20 protein-coding genes are annotated in these 22,647 nt (G+C 35.1%); 4 read left to right on the top strand and 16 right to left on the bottom strand.

Features of this window, described 5'->3' with window-relative positions; translation table 11 throughout:
- Positions 1-4: 4 nt before the first annotated feature.
- The 15 genes from ACZ2G0_RS14110 to ACZ2G0_RS14040 form a co-directional block, all read right to left on the bottom strand.
- Positions 5-694: a glycosyltransferase family 2 protein gene (locus ACZ2G0_RS14110; protein ID WP_470308160.1), complete on the bottom strand. Its 690-nt coding sequence runs from the start codon at positions 692-694 to the stop codon at positions 5-7.
- Entirely contained in the window at positions 694-1,092 is a 399-nt protein-coding gene (locus ACZ2G0_RS14105; protein ID WP_470308159.1) for a toxin-antitoxin system YwqK family antitoxin, read from the bottom strand. The genes ACZ2G0_RS14110 and ACZ2G0_RS14105 overlap by 1 nt, the downstream gene beginning before the upstream one ends.
- A gap of 1 nt (position 1,093) precedes the next feature.
- The gene (locus ACZ2G0_RS14100; RefSeq protein WP_470308158.1) at positions 1,094-2,686 is read right to left on the bottom strand and encodes a 4Fe-4S binding protein; all 1,593 of its coding nucleotides are present in this window, start codon (positions 2,684-2,686) and stop codon (positions 1,094-1,096) included.
- A gap of 3 nt (positions 2,687-2,689) precedes the next feature.
- Positions 2,690-3,982: an NAD(P)/FAD-dependent oxidoreductase gene (locus ACZ2G0_RS14095; RefSeq protein WP_470308157.1), complete on the bottom strand. Its 1,293-nt coding sequence runs from the start codon at positions 3,980-3,982 to the stop codon at positions 2,690-2,692.
- A 79-nt stretch (positions 3,983-4,061) separates the two neighbouring features.
- Positions 4,062-4,817, bottom strand: coding sequence for a hypothetical protein (locus ACZ2G0_RS14090; RefSeq protein ID WP_470308156.1), 756 nt, complete (start codon positions 4,815-4,817; stop codon positions 4,062-4,064).
- Positions 4,818-5,203: 386 nt separating this feature from the next.
- Positions 5,204-6,166, bottom strand: coding sequence for a fasciclin domain-containing protein (locus ACZ2G0_RS14085; protein WP_470308155.1), 963 nt, complete (start codon positions 6,164-6,166; stop codon positions 5,204-5,206).
- Between the two features lie 23 nt (positions 6,167-6,189).
- A complete protein-coding gene (locus ACZ2G0_RS14080; RefSeq protein ID WP_470308154.1) occupies positions 6,190-7,107 on the bottom strand; it encodes a hypothetical protein in 918 nt (305 codons plus the stop codon).
- Between the two features lie 457 nt (positions 7,108-7,564).
- Positions 7,565-8,497: a DUF547 domain-containing protein gene (locus ACZ2G0_RS14075; protein ID WP_470308153.1), complete on the bottom strand. Its 933-nt coding sequence runs from the start codon at positions 8,495-8,497 to the stop codon at positions 7,565-7,567.
- Between the two features lie 57 nt (positions 8,498-8,554).
- Positions 8,555-9,427: a sterol desaturase family protein gene (locus ACZ2G0_RS14070; RefSeq protein WP_470308152.1), complete on the bottom strand. Its 873-nt coding sequence runs from the start codon at positions 9,425-9,427 to the stop codon at positions 8,555-8,557.
- An 84-nt stretch (positions 9,428-9,511) separates the two neighbouring features.
- Positions 9,512-10,006: a rhodanese-like domain-containing protein gene (locus ACZ2G0_RS14065; RefSeq protein ID WP_470308151.1), complete on the bottom strand. Its 495-nt coding sequence runs from the start codon at positions 10,004-10,006 to the stop codon at positions 9,512-9,514.
- A gap of 853 nt (positions 10,007-10,859) precedes the next feature.
- Positions 10,860-11,201 (bottom strand): MerC domain-containing protein, encoded by a 342-nt coding sequence (locus ACZ2G0_RS14060; RefSeq protein WP_470309850.1) that lies wholly within the window; start codon positions 11,199-11,201, stop codon positions 10,860-10,862.
- Between the two features lie 55 nt (positions 11,202-11,256).
- Complete coding sequence (locus tag ACZ2G0_RS14055; protein ID WP_470308150.1) at positions 11,257-12,465, bottom strand: hypothetical protein; 1,209 nt, start codon at positions 12,463-12,465, stop codon at positions 11,257-11,259.
- A 35-nt stretch (positions 12,466-12,500) separates the two neighbouring features.
- Positions 12,501-13,088, bottom strand: a complete 588-nt coding sequence (locus ACZ2G0_RS14050; protein ID WP_470308149.1) for a type 1 periplasmic binding fold superfamily protein — start codon at positions 13,086-13,088, stop codon at positions 12,501-12,503.
- Between the two features lie 41 nt (positions 13,089-13,129).
- Positions 13,130-15,514, bottom strand: a complete 2,385-nt coding sequence (locus tag ACZ2G0_RS14045) for a TonB-dependent receptor (RefSeq protein WP_470308148.1) — start codon at positions 15,512-15,514, stop codon at positions 13,130-13,132.
- A gap of 64 nt (positions 15,515-15,578) precedes the next feature.
- Positions 15,579-15,926, bottom strand: a complete 348-nt coding sequence (locus tag ACZ2G0_RS14040; RefSeq protein WP_470308147.1) for a hypothetical protein — start codon at positions 15,924-15,926, stop codon at positions 15,579-15,581.
- Between the two features lie 150 nt (positions 15,927-16,076).
- On the opposite strand from ACZ2G0_RS14040, the gene ACZ2G0_RS14035 reads away from it, so the two are divergent.
- Entirely contained in the window at positions 16,077-16,475 is a 399-nt protein-coding gene (locus tag ACZ2G0_RS14035; RefSeq protein ID WP_470308146.1) for a Fur family transcriptional regulator, read from the top strand.
- A gap of 366 nt (positions 16,476-16,841) precedes the next feature.
- Here the strand turns inward: ACZ2G0_RS14035 and ACZ2G0_RS14030 are convergent, their stop codons facing one another.
- A complete protein-coding gene (locus tag ACZ2G0_RS14030) occupies positions 16,842-17,864 on the bottom strand; it encodes a LacI family DNA-binding transcriptional regulator (protein WP_470308145.1) in 1,023 nt (340 codons plus the stop codon).
- Positions 17,865-18,207: 343 nt separating this feature from the next.
- Between ACZ2G0_RS14030 and ACZ2G0_RS14025 the strand changes: the two genes are divergently transcribed.
- The 3 genes from ACZ2G0_RS14025 (at position 18,208) to xylE (ending at position 22,604) form a co-directional block, all read left to right on the top strand.
- On the top strand, positions 18,208-19,689 hold the full coding sequence (locus ACZ2G0_RS14025; protein ID WP_470308144.1) for a xylulokinase: 1,482 nt from the start codon (positions 18,208-18,210) through the stop codon (positions 19,687-19,689).
- 15 nt (positions 19,690-19,704) lie between these two features.
- A complete protein-coding gene (xylA, locus tag ACZ2G0_RS14020) occupies positions 19,705-21,030 on the top strand; it encodes a xylose isomerase (RefSeq protein WP_470308143.1) in 1,326 nt (441 codons plus the stop codon).
- Positions 21,031-21,173: 143 nt separating this feature from the next.
- On the top strand, positions 21,174-22,604 hold the full coding sequence (gene xylE / locus ACZ2G0_RS14015; protein ID WP_470308142.1) for a D-xylose transporter XylE: 1,431 nt from the start codon (positions 21,174-21,176) through the stop codon (positions 22,602-22,604).
- Positions 22,605-22,647: the final 43 nt, after the last annotated feature.

Here is a 22,647-nt window from a genome sequence, read left to right as displayed (position 1 = left end):
TGTATTATTTAAAGGTGTATTTAAAGATCCAGCCTATTATTTTTAGCCCGGCCATTATGGTGCCCTTGACCGTTCCAGATACTTTTGAGACACCAATTCGGTTTTTATAGCGAACTGGAATCTCGATATAGCTCATTTTTTGCTTCAAGACTTTTAGTTGCATTTCTACCGTCCAACCATAGGTCTTGTCTTCCATTTTTAAAGCGAGTAATTTATCATATTTTATGGCTCGAAACGGACCTAAATCGCTGAATTTAGCTCTAAAAAAGTATTTCATTAATGTTGTAGCTAACCAATTTCCAAAAACTTGCTGAGGAGTCATCGAATGTTTTTCTCTCAAACTAGCTACTCGCGCACCAATTACAAAATCAAGACCTTCATTTTGAATTGGGGCAATAATTTTTAGTAATTCCTCAGGATAGTCGGAGTAATCACCATCTAAAAACACAATAATATCGGGTTTTGAGTCGCTGTTCGCGATATAGTCCATACCTTTTAGGCAAGCATATCCATACCCTTTTCTGCTTTCAGATAGTACTGTTGCGCCAGCTTTTTTAGCCACTTCAATCGTATTATCCGTCGAATTGTTACTGATAACAATAATTTCGTTTACAATGCTTGGTATTTCTTTAATTACATTCCCTATGGCTTTTTCTTCGTTATAAGCAGGAATAATTACTTTTATATGATTCATTAGAAGCTTAATTTATTGTCTTTTCTGAATTCTGAAAGGGACGTCCATTCTTTTATTTTTTTGCCCATGTCGTATTTTTCGGCTCTAATGATATTATTTTTTTTGTAAATTAAAGAAAACCCATTCAATTGATCGTTTTCGAATTCACTTTTTTTATCTAATTCTTTATTTGACTTATAAAAAATCCACCACTTACTTCTTTTATTGGCCTCGTAATGACCTTCTTCTTTTTTAGTACCGTTTTCATAATAGTAAAACCAGTAATCTACCTTTTGATTTTGGTTCAACCAACCTTCAGACTGCATTTTACCATTTGGGAAATAGGTTTTTTGATATGTTTTTTGAGCTGAAACTTGTAAAAACAAAAACAAAAATAGCAGATTAAATACTTTTTTCATTTTATTTTTTATTTAATAAATCCATTAAATTAACGTCGTTCCCAAGTAGAATTTCGTTTGCATTGATACGACCTTCAGGAGAGTCGTTCTCCAATTTTAGTACACCTCTAGGACAAACGGCAGCACAAATACCACAACCTACGCAAGAGGAGCGCACAATGTTTTCTCCTTTTTGCGCATAGCTACGTACATCAATTCCCATTTCGCAATAGGTAGAGCAGTTACCACAAGAAATACATTGCCCCCCATTAGTGGTGATTCTAAATTTAGAAAACAAACGTTGTTGCAATCCTAAAATTGCCGCCATAGGACAACCAAAACGACACCAAACACGGTTTCCCAAAATAGGGTAGAACCCAACTCCAACTACTCCGCTAAAAGCAGCTCCAATAGCAAATCCATACCATTCACGTAACGAATTTCCATCAATAAAAAGGATATTTCGGTTGCCTGAAAAATAGTTGATTAGCAAGGAGATAATGATGATTGCTACCAACGAAAGCATGGTGTAAATGGCATCTTCATCCAGATCTTTTCGTTTAAAAATGTATAAAGCACCCGTAAAAACAGTCAGGAAAATTACAATTCCCCAGATAAAATGATCTTTGGTGATAAAACTAATTTCAGGATTGTCAGATAAAAAGGTGAATAGCACGGCAATTGTCATCACAAATGAAAATACTAGCACCGAATGAATCATCCATCTTTCTATTTTCCATGCCGTTGTAGAGTTATTAGATAATTGCCTAAAACTGTCACCAGCGGTTTCAGCTAAGCCACCACAACCACAAACCCAAGAGCAATACCATCTTTTACCATAAAAATAGGTTAGGATAGGGGAGATGATAAAGATTAATGCTATTCCAAAAATCAACATGAACATCCCTAAATTGCCTCCCTCAAACATGGCTTTTAAATGCCAATCATTGAAAAAATAATAATTAAGCGGCCACATGTTTTTTAAATCTTTTGCAAAATAAGCTTTCTCAGGATTTAGTTTTTCTAAGATTTCAGGTATTAAAAAAGCAAATCCTAATTGGAAAAACATAACAGATAAAGTGCGGAAAAGTTGGTACTTATTATGACGGTATTTTAAAATAAATTTATAGCCAAGACCAAGAATAGCAATGGTGTACAAGGTTCCATAGACAAACCACTGGCTTGCTGCTTTACCATTTAAAACGACACTAAGCGGATCGAAAAAACCAACGATCCCCGTATTAGCTGCTCCGTCTTGACCCAATCCTAAATATTTAGGAAACCAATACAAAACAATATAAAAAGAGGTCAAAATAATACCTGTCATCCATGCCCAACTTCCTTTACTAGTGAAATCGTTGTGCCAAACGCCATTGTTTTTTATTCCTTCCGGTTGGTTTAAATAGGTTCGATTAGCATAAAGTACAATTCCAGCTAAAATCGCTACAATTGACCCTGCTAACCACAAACCTTTGTTAGGAAAGGAGACATTAAATAAGGCCAAGGCCATGATAAAAAGCCCAACTAATCCTAGTGTAATTCCTGCTTTTTGGACACTATCCATCTGCATGTTTTCATGAGAGGCGATAGATATATTTTTAATTGATTTACTCATCTTTTATATTTTTATAGCAGCAAATTCGCTGTTGAATTGTTGTTGGATGGCTTGGGTATACGAAGTATATAATTCAGGATCAAAGTTGGCAGCTTTTAAATTTGCAACCACATAATCTATTGATTCTCTCTTTGTTAATACAGCATCAAAAAATTCATGGCGCATTCGAATTCCAAATGTATTGATTCCTAAAAAGGTTCGGTCATTTTTATCAAATACCAAGCGGATTGCTTTTTTACCCAAGGTATGTTCCCAGTAAAAATGTTCTTCATTTTCCTTTGGCTTAGCCCAAACCCATCCATAAGTTTGGTATTCAATATCTAAAAATTTAGCCGAATTAAACCAATGTCCTGGTTTGTATTGTGTAGGTGTTCCCGTTAAAGTTTGCGCAAGTGCTTCGCCCATCATGCGGCCAGTGTACCAAACGGCTTCAATAGGTCGGCGTTGGTCAATAGCTTCGTGTTGCTCAGCACAATCTCCAATGGCATAAATATCTTTAATATTAGTTTCTAAAAAGCGATTCACTTTAATTCCTCTACCTAGTTCAATGCCAGAATCTTTTAAGAAATCTATATTAGGAGAAACGCCGGCGGTTAAACCTACAATCTCACATTCGATAGTTTCTCCTTTATCGGTAAGGATTGACTTCACATGACCATTTTCATCGGAAGTGATTTCCACTAAATTAGTGTCTAATCGCAGGTCGATGTGGTGTTCTAAAATATGACGGTTGATCATTTGGCTTTCGCCAGAAGGCAATACACCACTCCAAAACGAAGTTTCTCGTACTAAAAAAGTAACGGCAATGTCTCTAGAGCGAAGCATTTCGGCTAATTCAATACCTATTAGACCACCACCAACGATTACTGCTCGTTTAGTTGTGGGAGCCCATTTCTCTAGAGCTTCTAAGTCTTGTTTGTGGTACAGGCCTGTTACCCCTTTTAAATCTTGTCCAGGCCAACCGTATTTATTGGGTTTTGAACCTGTTGCTAAAACTAATTTGTCAAAATTTATGGTGGAATTGTTTTCTAGATGAACGGCTTTATTAGCAGTATTTACAGCAGTTACTAGTCCTTGAACTAAATTGATATTATTTTTTTTCCAAAAATCAGTTTCGTACGGTTGCGTATGCTCGAATTTCATGTGTCCCATGAAAACATACATTAAGGCTGTTCGAGAAAAGAAAAACTCATGTTCGGCTGAAACAATTGTAATTTTAGTATCTGATTTTTTTCTGATGTGTCTTGCTAGCGTAACGCCAGCAATTCCGTTTCCAATAATAACAATATGTTCCATATAAGTTGTTTTGGGTTGTTTTTTGACACCAAATTGTGTCCTTATTAATACGCTAAGGTGTTAGTTTTGTTGTCCTTTTTTAGATAGACTTAAAGTCTGAACCCGGTTTAAAATAGTTAGAGTCTACTTTAATAAATTGGATGTTTGATAAAGTTGCATGTCCCAACTCATCAGTTAAACCTTTCCCTTCTTTCCATCCATAAAACACCCATTTTGAGGCGATTGGAATACCGCTGATATTTTTATAATCTAGATATTGTATAGCATGTGGGTTTTTTTCTGCTTCTGCTTTTTCTGATTTTAAGGTAACGATATAGGCTGCTTTTTCTATTAAATTAGTTTTTGCATTGGCGTAAACAACATACCAATCATCAGGTGCATCGCCGGTGCCCGAAGTAAAAGTTAATTTTTCAGTAAGGTAGTTTTTGCTGTCTTTTTCGGTATTGTTGTAGGCTGTCCAAATGGTACCTTTATCGGCTACTTTATAAGGAAACAAGAAAAAATAACTCCAGGTGTAGGCATCAAATCGCACGGCTTCGGCATTAGGAAGGTCTTTAGAATAAAAAACTTTATCTTGATCAAACAGTATTTTTGCACCATTTGCATATTCAATGCTACCTTTGCTAGAGTTGGTAAGTAAAGTCATTTTAGCATTAACTCTCTCGGTTCCACCAAATTCTAATTTCAAATCAAATTGAATAGCTTCCTTTTCTAAAAAATCTTTAGTTTGGTGTGCTTTAGCAATTTGATCTGTAAAAACTAGTTTTTCTTCTTTGGGTTTACAACTAGAAATAACGAGCACGAAGGTGCATAAAAGTAAAGTTTTTATATTCATTTTTAAAGTAATTAAAATCTTGTTAATAAATTATTTTTTTATGGCTTAAAATACGTTCTATCTTGTGGAATACTACTGCAATTTTGAACTTTAACAAATATAATATTTAGTTGCCCTAGTACCTTAGAATTGTTGTTAATTATTTACTAATTTCCCTCTAAAATGGCTCTCTAAAATGGATGTATCTAGTAATGTTTTAGTTAGAAAAAATGAATTTAAAGTTTTGTTAGTCAATTGATTAGTTTAAATTGAATCGAGAGTAAAGTTTGGCAATAGGAGGTATGTTTTTTATAAAAAAAAAACAGTCGCAAAATAGGGTTTGCGACTGTTGATTTTAACAACCAAAAAGACGATCTCGGTTAGTGTTACATTAATTTACAAAAGTTTTATGGTACTAAAACTTTGTCTATGATGTGAACAACACCGTTCGTACATTGAATATCAGGAATTACCATATTTGCAGGAGTTGTGATTCCGTTACTTTTTACTGTAAATGTTCCGTTATTGAAAGCACTGTAAGTAAGAGTACCACCACCTGCAGTCATTGCTGTTAAAGCCGTTTGTTCAGATGTAAATTTTCCACTACCGATAGCGTGGTTCAATAAAACAGTTCGTAAAAAACCTGCGTCAGCTGCTGATACTGCTGCTGCATTTGGGAAACCTGCTGCAATAAACGCTGCATCAGTTGGAGCATAAATTGTGAAGTTTGCATTAGGATCAGAAAGAGTTCCCGCTAATCCAGATTTTACTACTGCTGCTACTAAAAAGGTAAGTTCTGGTTTTTTAAATACACCACCACCAGCAACTGCTTGTGCAGATGCAACGATGTTAGCACCAGTTGCAAGCATCACTTTGTCAATTGCATGAACCGTACCATTGCTAGCAGACACATTTGTCAAAATAATTTTTGAACCATTAATGTATAAGTCATTTCCTCTTGCAACGAAACGTCTTGTTAGACCTTGTAAAGCAGAACCTGAAGTTCCACCAGCCATAAATTGAGCAGAAAGAAAGTTTCCGTTTGAAACATGGTAAAGTAATGTGTTAGTTAAAAAGGTATTGTTTAATGCACCTAGGCTTCCTGCGTCAACTAAACCTAATCGTGCAAATGCATCATTAGTTGGAGCAAATACGGTAAAGTTTCCTGCCGCATCACCAGCATTTTTGTTACTCAATACTACTGCTACACCACCTTGGATAGCTGCTGCTTCAAGCGTACTGAAAGCTGGATTTGTTACTGCAATATTTGCAATAGTTGGTTTTTGGTCAGCATAATCGTTGTTACATGATACCAATGTTGCTAGTAAAGTAAATGCTAATAAAGCACTTTTTATATTTGAATTTTTCATGTTCTTAATTTAAATGTTCTTAATTAAAATTTATAGACTAAAGCACCGTAGTAACCTGTTGCTTTTCCAATATTTCTACCTTCTATAATAGTGCTTGCTCCACCGGCTACACCTATAGATTTGTAAAGAGGTGCATATAAATTCACACCCACTTTAGTGTAGTCTACTCTAGTTGCTGGAAAAAATCCTTGAAAACCTTCAGCTAAGATATCAACTCCACCGTTCGTTTTTTGGCCAGCTATATAAGCATCACCGTAAAATTTAGAAGCAGCATATCCTAATTTTAGTTCTGATGTTAAAGAATAAGGAACATCATTTGAAGCTAAATTGATGCCAAATTGTCCAGAAGCAAAAATTCCAGAATCCATTTTGAACATGGCAAGTCCAAGAGCATTAACAGTTGTACTTCTGTTTCCAATCGCGATAATCGACTGCAAACCTTCGTCAGCTCTGTAAGCGCTTATTGGTGTTCTCAATCCTACAGCACCAATTAATCGTAAAGAAGATTTTCCGAAGTTATGGTAGTAAGGGTTGTACTTTAAATAAAATGAAACATCTTGAAGACCACTTCTTTTATTTGAAAAATTAAGATTATTTAATACTTCTTGTGAAGCATTACCTTCAGCTGAAATGTAAGGAAGTGAGAAAACAAGATCTAATTTGTCAGATACACCATAAGTGGCATAAATGTTCGTACTGTTTATTTGAACTTTGTTAAAAACAGGAACTCCTTCTGTTTCCATTGGTACTAAATAAACTTTGTCGTATTGTTCCGAACTGTAAGAAACCGATATATTACCTTTTCCTTTTCCTTGCATAAATCCGCTAATAGGACTTTGAGAATGAGCTGTGTTCACATATCCAAATGCCGTCACTGCCAAAATGAATAATAGTTGTTTTTTAATCATAATATTTAATTGTTTTGTTATACTTACTATCATTTACGTGAATTAAATAGTCTTGGTTTTAAAAAAGATAAAAAAAAGATAAATATTTACTAAATAATTGTATTTCAGTAGTTTAAATATCGATTAAAATGCAACAACAGTTGTTTTAATAATTAAAAAGCAAATCAGTATCGGTGTTTTAACCTATTTGTCTAACGTACCAAACACTCATTTGTTTACTGATGTGCATTTCTATAAATTATGTTGGACCTGTAACTTAATTGGATGTAAAGTTTACAACTTAGTTGAAAAGCGGTTTGCAAATAAATTGTAGTATAAACCATTCCTGTATTTTTTATAATTGTTAGTCGCTCCCAAAAAAAAGTAAGACTATAAGCATGTTATAGTCTTACTTGAATTAGGTAAGTAGCAAAATGCAAATTTTTTGTAGGACATAAATTTCATCAGTCTCTTGATAAATCAATATTGATTTGTTAAAGGGCATAAAAATTTATTCATTCAAGTTCCAATTGTACTCTTTAAATGTTACTTGAGCGTTACTGCTGATTTTCGTACTACTAGATTGGTTCAGAAAATCGATTACGCCACCTTTGCTTTTGAAATCACCAGCAAACCAATCAAATATTTTTGAAACTTCGATTTTACTAGCTGTGATTGTATTTTTAGATTTATCATTGATAAAACTTTTAGTAGCAGTTTTTAATTGTTGCTCTAGTTTACCTTCAGTATAGGCTTCGTTTAGTAAGTTAGGGCAAGATACAGATGCACAATTAATAGCAAAGTGAATGCGAGGTTCGTCCATTTTACGAAGAATTTCATTCTCTATCCCCTCTAGGCTGTATTTTTTACCTTCTAGTGTAATAAATTTTTTACCCCAAGGATCATTGATGTTTTTGATACTTTTTGTAGGATAGTTATCAATTATTAATTTTACTGTAAATGCATTATAGGCATTAATCCAGTAAGCAAGAGTTGCACTACGTGACCAAGATTTAGTAGGTACAGCTGCTGCTAACTCACTTAAATAGGCTGATAGAGCTTTACTATCTTTTTGAAAACCCTTATAATTAACTGTTCCGTTTTTCGAAACATTTTTTTGTAGCAAACTATTCCAATTAGCATGGTTGATGGCTGCTGCTTCCATTTTTGATTCCGCAACCATTGTTTTAGTTTTTGCAACTGCAGCTACAACCGCTTCAGGTGCAGTTTTTTCAGTTATAGTAGCTGCTTTTTCAGTAATAGTAGTAGTTGCAGTTCCGTCTACTACTGCCGTCGTTACGGTTGCAGTATCTATTGTACTAGCTGTTGTTGTATCTGCGGCGGTGTAAGTCTCAGTTGCTGTAGGAGCCTCTGCTGCGTTATCTTTGGTTTTTCCACAAGAAAGGAGTGGTAAAAAAGCTATAGCTAAAAGTAAATTTTTCATAGGTTATTTTTTTATTAATGTTTAAAAAGAAAGAAATTGGTTTCTTGCTTAAGGGTTTTATTTTTTTAATGGATATAATTCTTGTTCAAGGAAATTTTGTGGAAATGTGGTTTCATCTTTAAAACCAAGTTCAATATCTCTACCGTTGGAAGGAATATAGTTGGTGTTGAAAATGTAATCCCAAATACTTAATGATATTCCAAAATTCACTCCGTATTTATTTGGTATTTCTTTACTGTGATGCCATATGTGCATTTTTGGATTATTGAATAAATATTTAAAATACCCATAGTCCCAACCTAAATTAGCATGATTTAGATGTCCGATAGCTATTGTTATGAAATGTACGATAAAAACGTCTTCAAGGTTTACGCCTCCTATTAATATAATTGGAATGTAGAGTAGCGATTTGTACACTATTGGTTCCATCCAGTTGTATCTAAAATGGGCTGCAAACCCCATTTCCTTGACACTGTGGTGCGTTTTATGAATTTTCCATAAGAAAGGTACACTATGCAATAATCGATGTACATTCCATTGTAAAAAATCGCTAATGATAAAAAATAAGAGCAAAGCCATTGGTTTAGACAGAGATGAAATAGAAATCAATTGAATGGACGCTAGTTCAAGACCAAAGCTTTTAAGAACATCATTAATTATTTCCTCTGTAACATTAGATAAAGCGATCAGAAGGATTAAGTTCAACAGAAAAAAGTTGAAAAACAGGTAAAACAAATCCAACCAAAAGTCCTTCCTAAAGATCGCTTGTTCTTTTCTCCATGGAAAACTTATTTCTAAAAGCCAAACTACCAGTGAAATGGCAATCAAACCATAAAAATAATTATCCCATTTCCAATACAAAACCTCGGTTTTTAAGTAATTGAAATAACCGCTGTACGAATTTATAAATAGCTCACTGTATTTTTCCATTTTTTGATATCTTAGCTTTGCTCTTGCTTGCTGCTTGTTTACTATTAAAGGATTTTACTACTTGTAAATTAAAAGTATTGCAGCTTAATTCTCATAAACTTTAATCCCTTTTTCTAAGTATTCACTCCATCTTTTATTGTAGGTATGAACACTGTCAGTCACTTTATTGTTGTTGTTCACTAAAGTACCTCCAGAATTTTTATACTCAAAAATTCCTCCGTATAAGTTGTAAACATTGGTATAACCTAATTTTACTAATTTTTCGGCAATTCGCTCGCTACGCACTCCAATAGAGCAATATACAACTATGGGAGTATTTTTATTTTCGATCTTTTTAGTAATCTTGGTTTTATCAAAATGGTTAAAACCAACATATATAGCATTCTTTAAGTGGCTGGTATTGTATTCCTTTTTTTCTCGAGCATCGACTACAATAGCTTTTGGTTTTGCTTGCAATTCCTGAACAGAAATGTAAGGAACCGAATTTTTGTTGAGTCTTTCTAGCTCTTTCCCAATCGTATTTTGAGCGGAACAAAATCCAGCAAGCAGGAGGGCAAATAAGGTTATTGTATATTTCATAATTGTTTTAGTTGTACGAACTGTTAGTATAGACGAAGGCTTTTATTAAAACTGACAACTACCTATAGTTTTTTTTTGCTTGCGCAAAATTATAGCAGTTGGAAGTACTCCTTCTTTTTTGAAATAGCTCTTTTTTTATAAGCTAGTTACTTTGTACAAAATTACGTTAAACTATACTGCTAAAGTGAGTTGAGTAGGAAATATTTAGAAGTTTAAATAAAACAAGGTCAAGCTGCCTCTTGTTTTTTTTCTTAAAATTTTCTAGTGCAAAGCGTTTAACAATATCGAATGATTTTAGTTTCTAAATGTCTATAACTAAGATACGAAATTGTACTAGCTTTAGTTTTGAATAGGTTTTAACTATCAGTAGGGTAATTAGTTCTAGTTGCTCGAAAAACTATGATGGTACGATATGAAATTGATAATAATAGTATTGTGGAAATAGAGTAGGGTTGGCTAAATTGATTCTAATAAACAAACGGCAAGAGTTTTCAAATTCAGGTGTACGAACATTTAGTTATTTATAATTGGAAGGATAGAATGCTGCTTTCCTATTGCTAGAATTGATCGCTCGTTTTATTTCAAACGAAATATGGACTCTTTGTGAGTCCAACTTGTTTTAATTGTTGTGGTTGTAAATTTTGGTTCTGATTTAGTTTCAGCTACTGTGCCTCGAATCTTTTTGCTGTTTCAGCTAAAAAAATCGCTAGCTTGTGGCTGAATTTTATTTGTCTTGTTGCTAGGCTTCAATCTGGAGGTTATTGATGATTAAGTTTTCATCAGTAGTAGCGTACTGAGATTAATTTCTTAGTTCCGGATTGTAGAAGTAATGATGTTTGAAAATAGGGATCGCTCAATGCAATTTATAATTAATGAGATGACCACTAATCATCCCAATTCCTCCAATTAAAACGAGAGGCGAATTGATAGTAAAAAATGCTTCTAGAATGACACCTACAATCACTGTAATTATGGAGCAACTTAGTAGCACTTTCACAAGTAGTGGACTCGTACTAAAAATTATTTTCACGACCACACAAAACGAGATAAAGGCAAAGAAAAGATCCAAATAATGATTACCAGTAAAGCCCATGGGCAATATTATTAAAAGCGGGAAAACCAGGCAATGTATTAAGCATAAGGTTGCGCTGGATATTCCTAAAAGATCAAAAACGATAGTTGATTGTTTTTTCATGACTGTTTTATAATAAGCACGCGGCGTAATTTGCCGCATGCTTATTTTTTAAAAATTAATGTGCAGCACTGTTTTCATGACCAAATAAGGTGATGCTGTATGGTGTTGCCGAAGTTTTAATCTTCGTGGTACTTAGTGTCGAAAGGTTGACTTGTAATAACTCTCCCGTTGCTGGCGATGTTATGTACACAAATCGCTCGCTTAAAACAAGACTTGGTTTTTGAGTTGCCGTTTCTGATAAAGCTGGAATTACATTTCCATTTTTTACGGTCTGTAAAGTTTTCAAATCAAATAAAAGGAATTCACCTGAATAGAGTAAAACACCCAGTTTTGATTGATTGTAACTTGCTTTGCACTGTACGATTTTAGTACTTTCGATTAAAGGGGTGATACTGTTCGAAACTACATCAATCATGTAGGCTCCTTTAGCAGCAGTGTATCCAACAAATTTTCCGGTTGTAGCTGTTTCTAAAATAGTTCCAAACCATGCGGTTCCAAAATTAGTGGGATGCGGAATTAACTTCTGATTTCCGTTACTTTCTACTACCAAAATTCCGCTTGCTGATCCAAATACAGAATACGTACCGTCAGATGCATTTCCGTGAATACCATTAGTGGTAACTTTTGCAGAATAGAGCGTTTTTCCAGTACGATCGATCACTTTTACTTTTTCGGGTAAGCTTCCCTTTATAGAATTATCTTTTTCAGTTACAGCATAAGTTCCATTACTAAAAGTTGCCATAGCTCCGTGATGTGCTAATAAACCTGCGTTAATAGTTGTAAAAGAAGCATTTGTAGCATGCACATCTGATTCTTTAGCTAATGATAGCGTACCGTCACCATCATTGAAAGTTAGGATTTCGCCTAACTTACTTTTAAAGTGGGTAGGTAACAGAGCGCTTCCGGTAAGTGAACCAAATTTAGGAGTACCTTTTGTGTCCACATGATCTCCGTGGTATTCAAACCCGCTATCAAAAGTTTCCACTGTATTGTTGGCTCTGTGAATAATTCCTGCATATCTCCCAGACTCAGTAGTATATAAAGCTGATTTTGCAAATTTCGCATCAAAGAAACTCGCTGTACCCTCTCGCGGATTGATTAAAGATAACTGCTTAGTAGTTTCATCAGAAACTAAAACTCTTAAATATTTATACTCTTGTGTATCTTCGAGCGCAACTTCGTCTACAGCATCATCATTGCTACAGGAATATAAAAGAGGAGCTAAAGTAAATAAAAAGAATAATTTATACAATTTGATTTTCATTGTTTGGAGGGTTAAATTGTTGGTTACTTACTAATTTATAAAACAGAGATTGGGAATGTAACTTCAGCATCTGTGCTTCCACCCGCATTGGTAATATCTCCTGAAGCGACATTGCTAGCAGACTTATTTGGTTGGTGACGCAAAGTAATTTTCAATGTTCCAGAAGCGGCATTTGTTGTTGTAAATACAGATTGTAAACCTACAGGCAGTCCGTTTGCATCTAAATTACTAGCTGAAGTACCGTAAGTAAAAGCATTTAAATTTCCTGTTTTTTGATAAAATACTTGATGATCAACCCCTTCTTCAATAATTTCGAGAGTAATATCATCTACAGGATTAGCTAATTCATTTTTAAAGGTAAGCACCCCATTGTAGGTTTTGTTTTTTTCGAAGCTACTAGACACAGTAATAATGGGAGCATTGGCACCTTCGCCATCTAAATCTTTGTACTGCAAGGTAATTGCTGTTCCGCCACCTACTGGAGTATAGATCGCTGTTACCGTTGTGATTAACTCTTCCTCGTTTACAGGTGCGTCAGTACTATCATCATTACTACATGAAGAGAAGGCTACAACTGTTGCCACGATAAGTGCATACGATTTCAACTTGTTTAATTTTTGCATTGTTTTCATTTTGTTTGAATTTAAATTAATGTTTATAAAGTTTAATAATTGAATTTGAGTTGAATTTGGAAGCTTCGGCCTATTTCATCAGCAAAAAAGCGCTGACGGTTTAGGTAGTCTCGGTACGAAACATCCATAATATTTTGAACAGAAAACGCTACTGTTGTACTCACTTTTTTAAAGCTGTTGAATTTCATCTCTGAATAGAAATGCAGTAAGTGGTAAGCGGGTGGAGGCGTACTGATATCTACAATTACAGATTGAAACTCATTGTTATTGATGATATTAGTACTAAAATTATTGTTGGCGTACCTATTTTGTCTCGTTACAATCTCGCTCTTAAGTTCTAGTAATAGTTCGTGCCATTTTTTCTTAGAAAAGGTAATTTTATTGTACAAGTTAAGCGGCGGCATGTCAATCAAAGGTTGGTTTTCAGTGCGATCATCTCCTTTTACATACGCCATAGCAAAACTATGCTGCCATGAATCGTTGATTTTCCATTGTGTTTGAAGGTCTATTCCAAGTAGTTTAGCATTTGTTTGCTCGTATTCCCAGACCGGAAAAGCGCCGCGAATTGTTGTCTCAAAACCCACAGGTTTTAGATAAATGTAATTTTGAATATAATTGATATACGGGTTTAGTTCGATAGAAAACTGATTGATTTTTTTTCGAATAGTTAGCGATAATTTGGTAGACTGTTCCTTTTTTAAATTCAAATCGCCTAGTTCGATTACTCCTGTTGAGTGGTGCAATCCATCACTAAAATATTCAGAAGGGTTAGGATTTCTTGAAGCAAAACTCGCATTGGCAAAAAAGTGCCAGTTAGTAGTAGTTTTCTTTTGAATCCCAGCACTTGCGGATAGATTGTGAAAAGTAAAATTCGGTTTTGTCAACCATTGCGTACCAAAATCTTCAGTTATAAATTCCGGAAACGTGCTATCATAACCGCGTTCTTCCCATCGTGATTTTTGGTAGTACTTAGTTGCATCAATTTTCGAAAAGTCATATCGCAAACCACCATCAATAGTAAAATCATTAGCCAAGTGGTAAGTTGCAATTCCGTAGGCACCTAAATCTATTTTATCATAATTAGGGATCAGTGGGCGTATTCCAGTTGCGGGATTAGCATAGTTGTTTTGAAAACTACCTGTAACACCCGTTTTTAAGTTCCAGTCGTGTGCTTTCTTTTGGAAATCTAAGGAAAGTGTGCTTGTTTTTAAATCCAAATCTAAGGCTGCGGTGGTATTAAACTGGGCGCGACGCACATCAAATTCCAATCTTCTGTTGTATTGATATGCATATTGAACCGCTAAGGAAGCCGATTCGTTAAAATAGTAATTGAAATTAATTTTGGCGATGTGGTGCGTTACATCCTGTTTTGGATTATTAATAGTATAAGAGAAATCATTTATAATCGCAGGAATTTTGTTGTTGATTGATTGGTAAAGATCATTCACATTTCCGGTATGGGAAGCGCTTAAAATTCCAATAACCGATTTGAAATAACTATACGATGCACTCACATTATACTTTATGGCGTCGTATTTAATATCTCCCGAAAAACTAGCTCCACGATTTGCAGTATTCGATAAAATATAATCAGGCGCTGTTTTGTCACCAATGTATTTAAGGGTAGTTAGTGCGTTATAGCTCCATCCGCTGTTATTACCTTTATGGATACTCGAACTAATCGAACCTCCTTTTCCATTGGTATCATAGTTCAGGATTGTTTTACCAAATAAAGTATCCTTCTTACTGCTAACAGGTTCAATTAGTACTAGTCCGCCAATAGCATCACCGCCATATTGTAAGGCCGAAGCTCCCTTAATGACCGTTATTTTATTAGCACTGTTAATGTCAAAATTGGGCGCATGTTCAGAGCCCCATTGTTGGTCCTCCAGTTTTACATTGTTATTTAAAATGGCGACTCTGCTGCCATATAAACCATTAATTATTGGTTTTACGACTGCGTTTCCAGTCTTTAGAGTAGATACACCAGCCACTTCAGATAAGGCATCTCCTAGAGATTGATTGCTGTATTTTTCTATCGTTTGTAGGTTGACAAGCTGAGCAGGGTTTGAGCTGTTATCCGTTTTTGCTTTTGCCTGAACAACAACCTCGTTTAATTTAGTGGTATTGATTTGAAGCCTAAAATTAAGGGTTAAACTGCTTTTCAAATCAACAATAGTATCTAAATTTTGGAAACCCAAGTACGATATCGAAATAGCAGTTTTTCCGAGAGCTAAATCGTCAATTACATAACTACCCGATAAATCGGTTCGCGTTGTTTTGTTACCAATATGTACATGGATATTTGAGGCATTTGATTGCCCTTCTAGCGTTATTTTTCCACTGATAGCGTGCTGCGAATAAATGGTATTGCAAAAAAGTATCAGCCAGAAAAAAATCAAAATTTTCTTTGACATTTGTTCGTTTTAAAATAGATAAAGCCGACCTACCTTGGTGTAAGGAGATTTGTTTTGTGTTATTTTAAACAGCTGGTGGTGCCCTCAAAGAGAAAAGACTACCGGTAAAGAAGGTGAAATTTTGAGTGGAGACTACTGCGTTAATAGTGTTGATAGCAGTAGTTTTAATAAACTGAAATAAGAAGAAATCAGTAGTGGTAAAGCAGCTAAACTGAAAATCACAAGCAGCACATTTTAAATCAAGTGTATGATTGTGTGTTACTTCAGCTTTGTTTGTAGAAGCTTTTTGGTTTGCAAATTGCTCTGTATTGATTTCAGATTGGTGCACATAAGAATGTATCGACTGAAACAGTACCGAAAACAGCACTGTAAGCGAGAGTACAAAGTTAATTATGGCAATTTTCTGTTTCATTAATCGTAATGCAATACTTTATTGGTGGTACATTTAAGTGAAGTTTTCTAACTACCTACTTTTAGCTTACCTTTGCTTAATGCAATTATGTTGCAAATATATAAATCTTATTCTTAAATGCAACCTTGTTGTGTTTAAATTTATATTCAAATGAAAAATACTAGAAACACCACAGCGAAAGCGGCAATTTTTGAACTAATAAAAAATTCAGAAGTTGCTTTATCACACGCTGAAATACAGGGCCTAAACCAAGATTCGTGTGATAGAGTGACGATTTATCGCATTTTAGACCGTTTGACTGCTGAGGATGTTATTCATAAAATTGTAACACCATCGGGTACTGTCAAATATGCTGCCTGCCATCATTCTGACCATAAAGAACATCACCACATTCATAATCACATGCATTTTAATTGCGAAGTATGTCAATTGGTTACTTGTTTAGAAAACGTAGAACCTGCTTTTAAACTACCAAGTAGTTACCAAGTAAAGCAGGTGAATTTTACAGTTACGGGAGTTTGTCCTTCTTGCAATGAAGAAAAAAAATAATATTTTTTTATTGTTTTTTAAGGAAGATGTAAGCGGGTTTTCACTCAACAGACTTGTCTTATTTTAAAATAACCATAGACAAGTACCATTTTAAAAAGGTAAATATTCCCATAAAAACAAAACCCGTGCAAACAGTGCGTTTTCAAGGGTTTTTTAAGGTACAAAATGGGGTTGTAAAAGAACTTTACATTTTTGTTATCAAATTTAAAGAAGGCTTTTACGGGAGAACTACTGTTTTTTTATCTGATATTCTAACAAAGTTTAGATTTATATAACGCAAAATGTATTTTTTGAAGACTGCAAAAATCTGATAAACAAATCGATACGTAATTAATTTTTAGTTAGGGGAGTTCCTGTTAGTAGTAACTATTTTATCTGGGCGGTAGACTGCCTTTGTATCAAACTTGTTTTAATGATTTTCGTCGAAAACTCGAATTCTGTTTTACTTTCCAACCTGTCAACAAGCATTTTTGTGGCCGTTTCGCCAATAAATTTCCCATGCTGACTTATGGTGGTTATGGTTGGGGTAACGTGCTGCGGTAATTTTCCGTTGGTAAAACAAATTAAGGACATTTCCTGAGGTATTTTATAGTTCATTGCTTTAACGAGTTCTAATGACTGTATGGCTGAACTTTCCTCTAAACACAACAATCCATCAATTGATTTATCAGCAAGAACGATTTTCATAGCGGTTTCTAAATCTTCATTTTTGGCAAGACGAACAATGATTTTTTCGTTTACGGGAATATGGTGATCTGTTAGTGCTTTTTTATATCCTTGAACACGCAGTTTTCCCACGCTTAAATTATCAATTACTGACACAACAGCAATATTCTTGCAGCCTGTTTTGATTAGGTGTTCCGTGGCATGGCGGGCTCCTTCAAAATCGTTAACGATTACTTTATCACATATGATTTCATCAGCAATCCGATCAAAAAGTACGATTGGAACCCCTTCATTTATGGCGTCAATTAAATGAGAGAAGTTTTCATTGACCTGTGTTTCCTCGGCAATCGAAATAATAAAGCCATCGATAGTACCACTTTTTAATAATTCAACGGTATGGACTTCCTTCTCATACGACTCGTTCGAAATGCATGAAATCAAGCTATAACCCAGTTCAGAGGCTTTTTCTTCGATACCTACAAAGACCTCGGTAAAAAAGCTATTCATAATATTCGGAATAATAATGCCTAATGTTTTTGTTTTTTTATTCAAAAGACTCAATGCTACTTTATTGGGTTTGTAGTGATGCACTTTGGCAAATTCTTGAATTTTTTCCTTGGTTTTTAAACTGATGTCGTGGCTATCGTTTAGCGCTTTAGAAACCGTTGCAATAGATACATTAAATTCGGCTGCGATTTGTTTTAATGTAATTTTTGGTATCATTTCGGATTGGTATTGGTTTTAAAAGCTGTGCTAATTTAGAATAAATTATAGTCATTTTCAATAATAATAAGTTGTTTTTATATCCTCTTTTCTTGCGTTAAACTAGTTGTACAAGAAAGTTACTTAAACCTTTACGTAACCAGCTCGTCCTTTCTCTTTTTAATTAAAAATAGCTGTATATCTAATGATATCAACAGTTTACATGGTTTTGGTTTTTGAGGTTTGTCTTGGGGTAAAATCGCAACTAAATTGCTGATAATGTATTTTTATACCTAAATAGTAATGAATAATATATTTTTGATAGCATAAAAAAAGAGATTAAATAATTATAATAGGATATAATTTGTATTACATAGGATTTGATATTGGAAGTTCATCAATAAAAGCAGCTATTGTAGAAATTGCTACCGGAAAAAGTATTGGTGTAGTGCAGGAGCCGGAAACAGAAATGGAAATGGTGGCCTTAAAAAACGGTTGGGCAGAACAAAAGCCAGAAGAATGGTGGATGCATTGCTGTAATGCCGTAGCCAAATTAAAAAAGAAATATGCTATTTCTAGAACGCAAATCAAAGGAATTGGGATTTCGTACCAAATGCATGGTTTGGTTTTGGTAGATAAAATTGGAAACCCTTTGCGCAAATCAATTATTTGGTGCGACAGTAGGGCGGTTGCCATTGGTAATGAAGCTTTCAATACCATTGGTACAGAAAAATGTAGTTCTCATTTACTAAATTCTCCTGCTAATTTTACGGCTTCAAAATTGAAATGGGTAAAGGACAATGAACCTGAAATTTACAGTCAGGTTTATAAATTCATGCTTCCTGGTGATTATATCGCTTATAAATTTTCGAATGTAATCAATACGACGATTTCGGGATTATCTGAAGGGATTGTGTGGGATTTTAAGAAAGATACTGTTGCTGCTTTCTTATTGGAGTATTATGGTATTGACGCTGCTTTGGTTCCAGATATTGTAGAGACTTTTGGATTACAATCTAAAGTTGACGATAAAGGAGAGCAAGAAAGTGGTTTGGCCGCAGGAACTCCTATTTTTTACAGAGCAGGTGACCAACCAAACAATGCTTTATCGCTAAACGTATTTAATCCTGGAGAGGTGGCTGCTACAGGAGGAACTTCAGGAGTTGTTTATGCTGTTACTGATAACTTGTCAGGAAAAGAAAGTACTCGTGTGAATAATTTTGCACACGTTACCTATTCAAGAACGAACCCTAGAATTGGAAAATTACTCAATATCAATGGAGCTGGAATTCAATACCGTTGGCTACTAAATAATTTGGCGGTTAGCTCTTACGAGGAAATGAATTTGCTGGCTGCTGAAATTCCAGTAGGTTCTGATGGAGTTTGCATGCTTCCTTTTGGGAATGGAGCTGAAAGAATGTTAAATAACAAAGATATAGGCACACGATTACTCAATATCAATTTAAACAACCATAACAAAGGACACTTATGTCGTGCAGCCTTGGAAGGAATTGCATTCTCCTTTGTCTATGGAATGGAGATTTTAAAAGGTGATGGTGTTGCCGTACATGTTTTGAGAGCAGGAAACGATAATTTATTTCGGTCTGAGATTTTTTCGAATACAGTTACGACCCTTATTGGTCATGAAATAGAAATTTATAATACGACCGGAGCAATAGGAGCAGCGAGAGCTGCAGGACTTCACGAAGGTGATTTTGATACATATGGAAAACTCATCATGGACAACGATCATGTGATGACTTACATGCCTTTTAAAGATAAGACACCCTATTTGGCAGCATTCGAACGTTGGAAAAAAGAACTAGAATTAATAATTAATAATTAATAAATAAAAGATAACATGGCGACTTTAGGAAATAAAGAATACTTCAAAGGGATAGGCGAAATCAAATTTGAAGGTAAAGAATCAGACAATCCATTAGCCTTTAAATATTACAATCCAGAGCAGATGGTTGCAGGAAAAACAATGCGAGAGCATTTTAGGTTTGCCATTGCATACTGGCATACCTTCTGCGGACAAGGTTCTGATCCGTTTGGACCAGGAACGCAACGTTTTGAGTGGGATAAATCAACTGATGCCGTTCAAGCAGCTAAAGATAAAGCAGATGCCGCTTTTGAATTTGTTACTAAAATGGGATTTGATTACTACTGTTTCCATGATTATGATTTAATAGAAGAAGGAGCAACTTTTAAAGAATCTGAAAAACGAATTGTTACTATTACTGAATATCTGAAGGAGAAACAAGCCGCTTCGGGTGTGAAATTACTTTGGGGGACAGCAAATTGCTTCTCAAACCCTCGCTATATGAATGGTGCGGCAACTAATCCTGAATTTGATGTTTTAGCACGTGCAGGCGGACAAATAAAACTAGCTCTTGATGCTACAATTGCTTTGGGTGGTGAGAACTATGTGTTTTGGGGCGGACGTGAAGGATATATGTCTTTGTTAAATACTGATATGGGAAGAGAATTAGACCATATGGGACAGTTTTTGAGAACGGCTCGCGATTATGCTCGTGCTCAAGGTTTCAAAGGAAACTTCCTTATTGAACCTAAACCAATGGAGCCTTCGAAGCATCAGTACGATTTTGATACCGCTACAGCGATAGGCTTTTTACGTGCTCAAGGCTTAGAAAAAGATTTCAAAATTAATATCGAAGTAAATCACGCAACACTGGCGCAGCATACTTTTCAACACGAACTTGACGTTGCTGCTCAAGCAGGGATGTTAGGTAGTGTGGATGCGAATAGAGGAGATTACCAAAATGGCTGGGATACTGACCAGTTTCCAAACAACATTCAAGAAACGACTGAGGCGATGTTAGTATTTCTAAAAGCGGGTGGTCTTCAAGGAGGAGGTGTTAATTTTGACGCTAAAATCAGAAGGAATTCAACTGACTTAGAAGATGTTTTTCATGCACACATAGGTGGAGCAGATACTTTTGCAAGAGCATTATTGACTGCTGATCGAATCATCACTTCTTCTGCTTATGAGAAAATGAGAAAGGACAGATACAGTTCATTCGATTCCGGAAAAGGAAAAGAATTTGAAGAAGGAAAATTATCAATGGAAGATCTCTATAAAATAGCACATGAAAACGGAGAACTAGCTTTAAAAAGTGGAAAGCAAGAATTATTCGAAAATATAATTAACCAATATATTTAATTTTTAGAAGCAACCTACAAGCATGGAGAGGTAGTTTACTGTACTGCTTCTCGATGCTTTTTTTAAGATTTAGTAAGCCAATCAAACCGATTTAAATTACTATAATACAACCAATTTAACTAACCATAAATACAAATACAATTATGTCTACAACTTCTAATTCGGCCTATTTATGGCGACTTACTTTGGTAGCAACGCTAGGAGGACTGCTTTTTGGATACGATACTGCAGTTATTTCAGGAACGGTAAGCTCGCTAGAAAAGTTTTTTGTTCTTCCTTTTGGACTGTCCGAGGCAGCGTCGAATGCGCGATTAGGCTTTTTAGTTTCTAGCGCATTAATAGGTTGTATAATTGGAGGTGTTTTTGGAGGTGTAATAAGTAAAAAGTTTGGTCGTAAAAACGGATTAATTTTAGCTGCAGTTTTATTTTTGATTTCAGCTTTGGGTTCAGCGATGCCGGAAATGTTTGTTCGACCAATAGGGCAAGCTGATCAATCTTTTTACACTCTTTTTATAATTTATAGAATAGTAGGAGGAATTGGTGTGGGACTCGCTTCGATGTTATCACCTTTATACATATCTGAAATTGCGCCTGCAAGCAGCCGTGGTAAGTTGGTTTCGATGAATCAATTTGCAATCGTTTTTGGGATGTTGGTGGTTTATTTTGTGAATTATTTCATTGCTCGTCAAGGAGATGCAAGTTGGTTAAATACCATCGGATGGAGATGGATGTTTGCTTCAGAAGTAGTTCCAGCGGTGTTGTTTTTAGTGTTTTTATTTTCAGTTCCGGATACTCCTCGATCATTAGTTTTACAAAACAAACCTCAAAAAGCGCTAGATGTGCTTGTAAAAGTAAACGGATTGGAGGCTGCGCAAATAATTCTGAAGGATATTGAAAATACTGTAGCCTCGCATTCTGGTAAATTATTTTCATATGGATTACCAGTGATTATTATTGGTATTCTTCTCTCTGTTTTTCAGCAATTTGTAGGGATTAATGTTGTGCTGTATTACGCACCAGAAATTTTTAAAAGTATGGGCTCGGGAACGGATACGGCACTATTGCAAACCGTTATTGTGGGAGCTATTAATTTAATATTTACCATTTTAGCGATACAAACGGTAGATAAAATTGGACGTAAACCATTAATGATTATTGGGGCATTAGGAATGGCAGTTGCTATGTTTGCACTGGGTACTTCGTTCTTTACACATTCTTTGGGCGTTTTTGCATTAATTTGTATGCTGGTATATGTGGCAGGATTTGCCATGAGTTGGGGTCCTGTAACTTGGGTGCTACTCTCGGAGATTTTCCCTAATAATATCAGAGGGAAAGCATTGGCAGTAGCTGTAGCAGTTCAGTGGGTAGCTAATTATTTAGTCTCTTGGACGTTTCCTATTATGGATAAAAACAGTGATTTAATTGCACTGTTTAATCATGGATTTGCTTATTGGGTGTATGGAGTTATGGGAATCTTGGCTACGCTTTTTGTATGGAAGTATGTTCCAGAGACTAAAGGTAAAACTTTAGAGGAAATGAACCAACTATGGGATAAAAAAGACAGTACTATTTAAACCAATCAACAATGCACTTTTAGGGTAATTGATGTAATTGCGA

The sequence above is a fragment of the Flavobacterium sp. KKT103 genome, assembly GCF_055640565.1.
The sequence above is the reverse complement of the archived record's forward strand: the minus strand, read 5'-3'. Positions and strand labels throughout refer to the sequence as shown.

Excerpts from the sequence above, each read along its gene's own strand:
- xylA (WP_470308143.1), top strand. The coding sequence starts at position 19,705 with ATGGCGACTTTAGGAAATAAAGAATACTTCAAAGGGATAGGCGAAATC.
- ACZ2G0_RS14055 (WP_470308150.1), bottom strand. The coding sequence starts at position 12,465 with ATGAAAATCAAATTGTATAAATTATTCTTTTTATTTACTTTAGCTCCT.
- xylE (WP_470308142.1), top strand. The coding sequence starts at position 21,174 with ATGTCTACAACTTCTAATTCGGCCTATTTATGGCGACTTACTTTGGTA.
- ACZ2G0_RS14040 (WP_470308147.1), bottom strand. The coding sequence starts at position 15,926 with ATGAAACAGAAAATTGCCATAATTAACTTTGTACTCTCGCTTACAGTG.
- ACZ2G0_RS14035 (WP_470308146.1), top strand. The coding sequence starts at position 16,077 with ATGAAAAATACTAGAAACACCACAGCGAAAGCGGCAATTTTTGAACTA.
- ACZ2G0_RS14050 (WP_470308149.1), bottom strand. The coding sequence starts at position 13,088 with ATGCAAAAATTAAACAAGTTGAAATCGTATGCACTTATCGTGGCAACA.
- ACZ2G0_RS14100 (WP_470308158.1), bottom strand. The coding sequence starts at position 2,686 with ATGAGTAAATCAATTAAAAATATATCTATCGCCTCTCATGAAAACATG.
- ACZ2G0_RS14105 (WP_470308159.1), bottom strand. The coding sequence starts at position 1,092 with ATGAAAAAAGTATTTAATCTGCTATTTTTGTTTTTGTTTTTACAAGTT.
- ACZ2G0_RS14090 (WP_470308156.1), bottom strand. The coding sequence starts at position 4,817 with ATGAATATAAAAACTTTACTTTTATGCACCTTCGTGCTCGTTATTTCT.
- ACZ2G0_RS14110 (WP_470308160.1), bottom strand. The coding sequence starts at position 694 with ATGAATCATATAAAAGTAATTATTCCTGCTTATAACGAAGAAAAAGCC.
- ACZ2G0_RS14045 (WP_470308148.1), bottom strand. The coding sequence starts at position 15,514 with ATGTCAAAGAAAATTTTGATTTTTTTCTGGCTGATACTTTTTTGCAAT.
- ACZ2G0_RS14065 (WP_470308151.1), bottom strand. The coding sequence starts at position 10,006 with ATGAAATATACAATAACCTTATTTGCCCTCCTGCTTGCTGGATTTTGT.
- ACZ2G0_RS14075 (WP_470308153.1), bottom strand. The coding sequence starts at position 8,497 with ATGAAAAATTTACTTTTAGCTATAGCTTTTTTACCACTCCTTTCTTGT.
- ACZ2G0_RS14080 (WP_470308154.1), bottom strand. The coding sequence starts at position 7,107 with ATGATAGTAAGTATAACAAAACAATTAAATATTATGATTAAAAAACAA.
- ACZ2G0_RS14060 (WP_470309850.1), bottom strand. The coding sequence starts at position 11,201 with ATGAAAAAACAATCAACTATCGTTTTTGATCTTTTAGGAATATCCAGC.
- ACZ2G0_RS14095 (WP_470308157.1), bottom strand. The coding sequence starts at position 3,982 with ATGGAACATATTGTTATTATTGGAAACGGAATTGCTGGCGTTACGCTA.
- ACZ2G0_RS14070 (WP_470308152.1), bottom strand. The coding sequence starts at position 9,427 with ATGGAAAAATACAGTGAGCTATTTATAAATTCGTACAGCGGTTATTTC.
- ACZ2G0_RS14030 (WP_470308145.1), bottom strand. The coding sequence starts at position 17,864 with ATGATACCAAAAATTACATTAAAACAAATCGCAGCCGAATTTAATGTA.
- ACZ2G0_RS14085 (WP_470308155.1), bottom strand. The coding sequence starts at position 6,166 with ATGAAAAATTCAAATATAAAAAGTGCTTTATTAGCATTTACTTTACTA.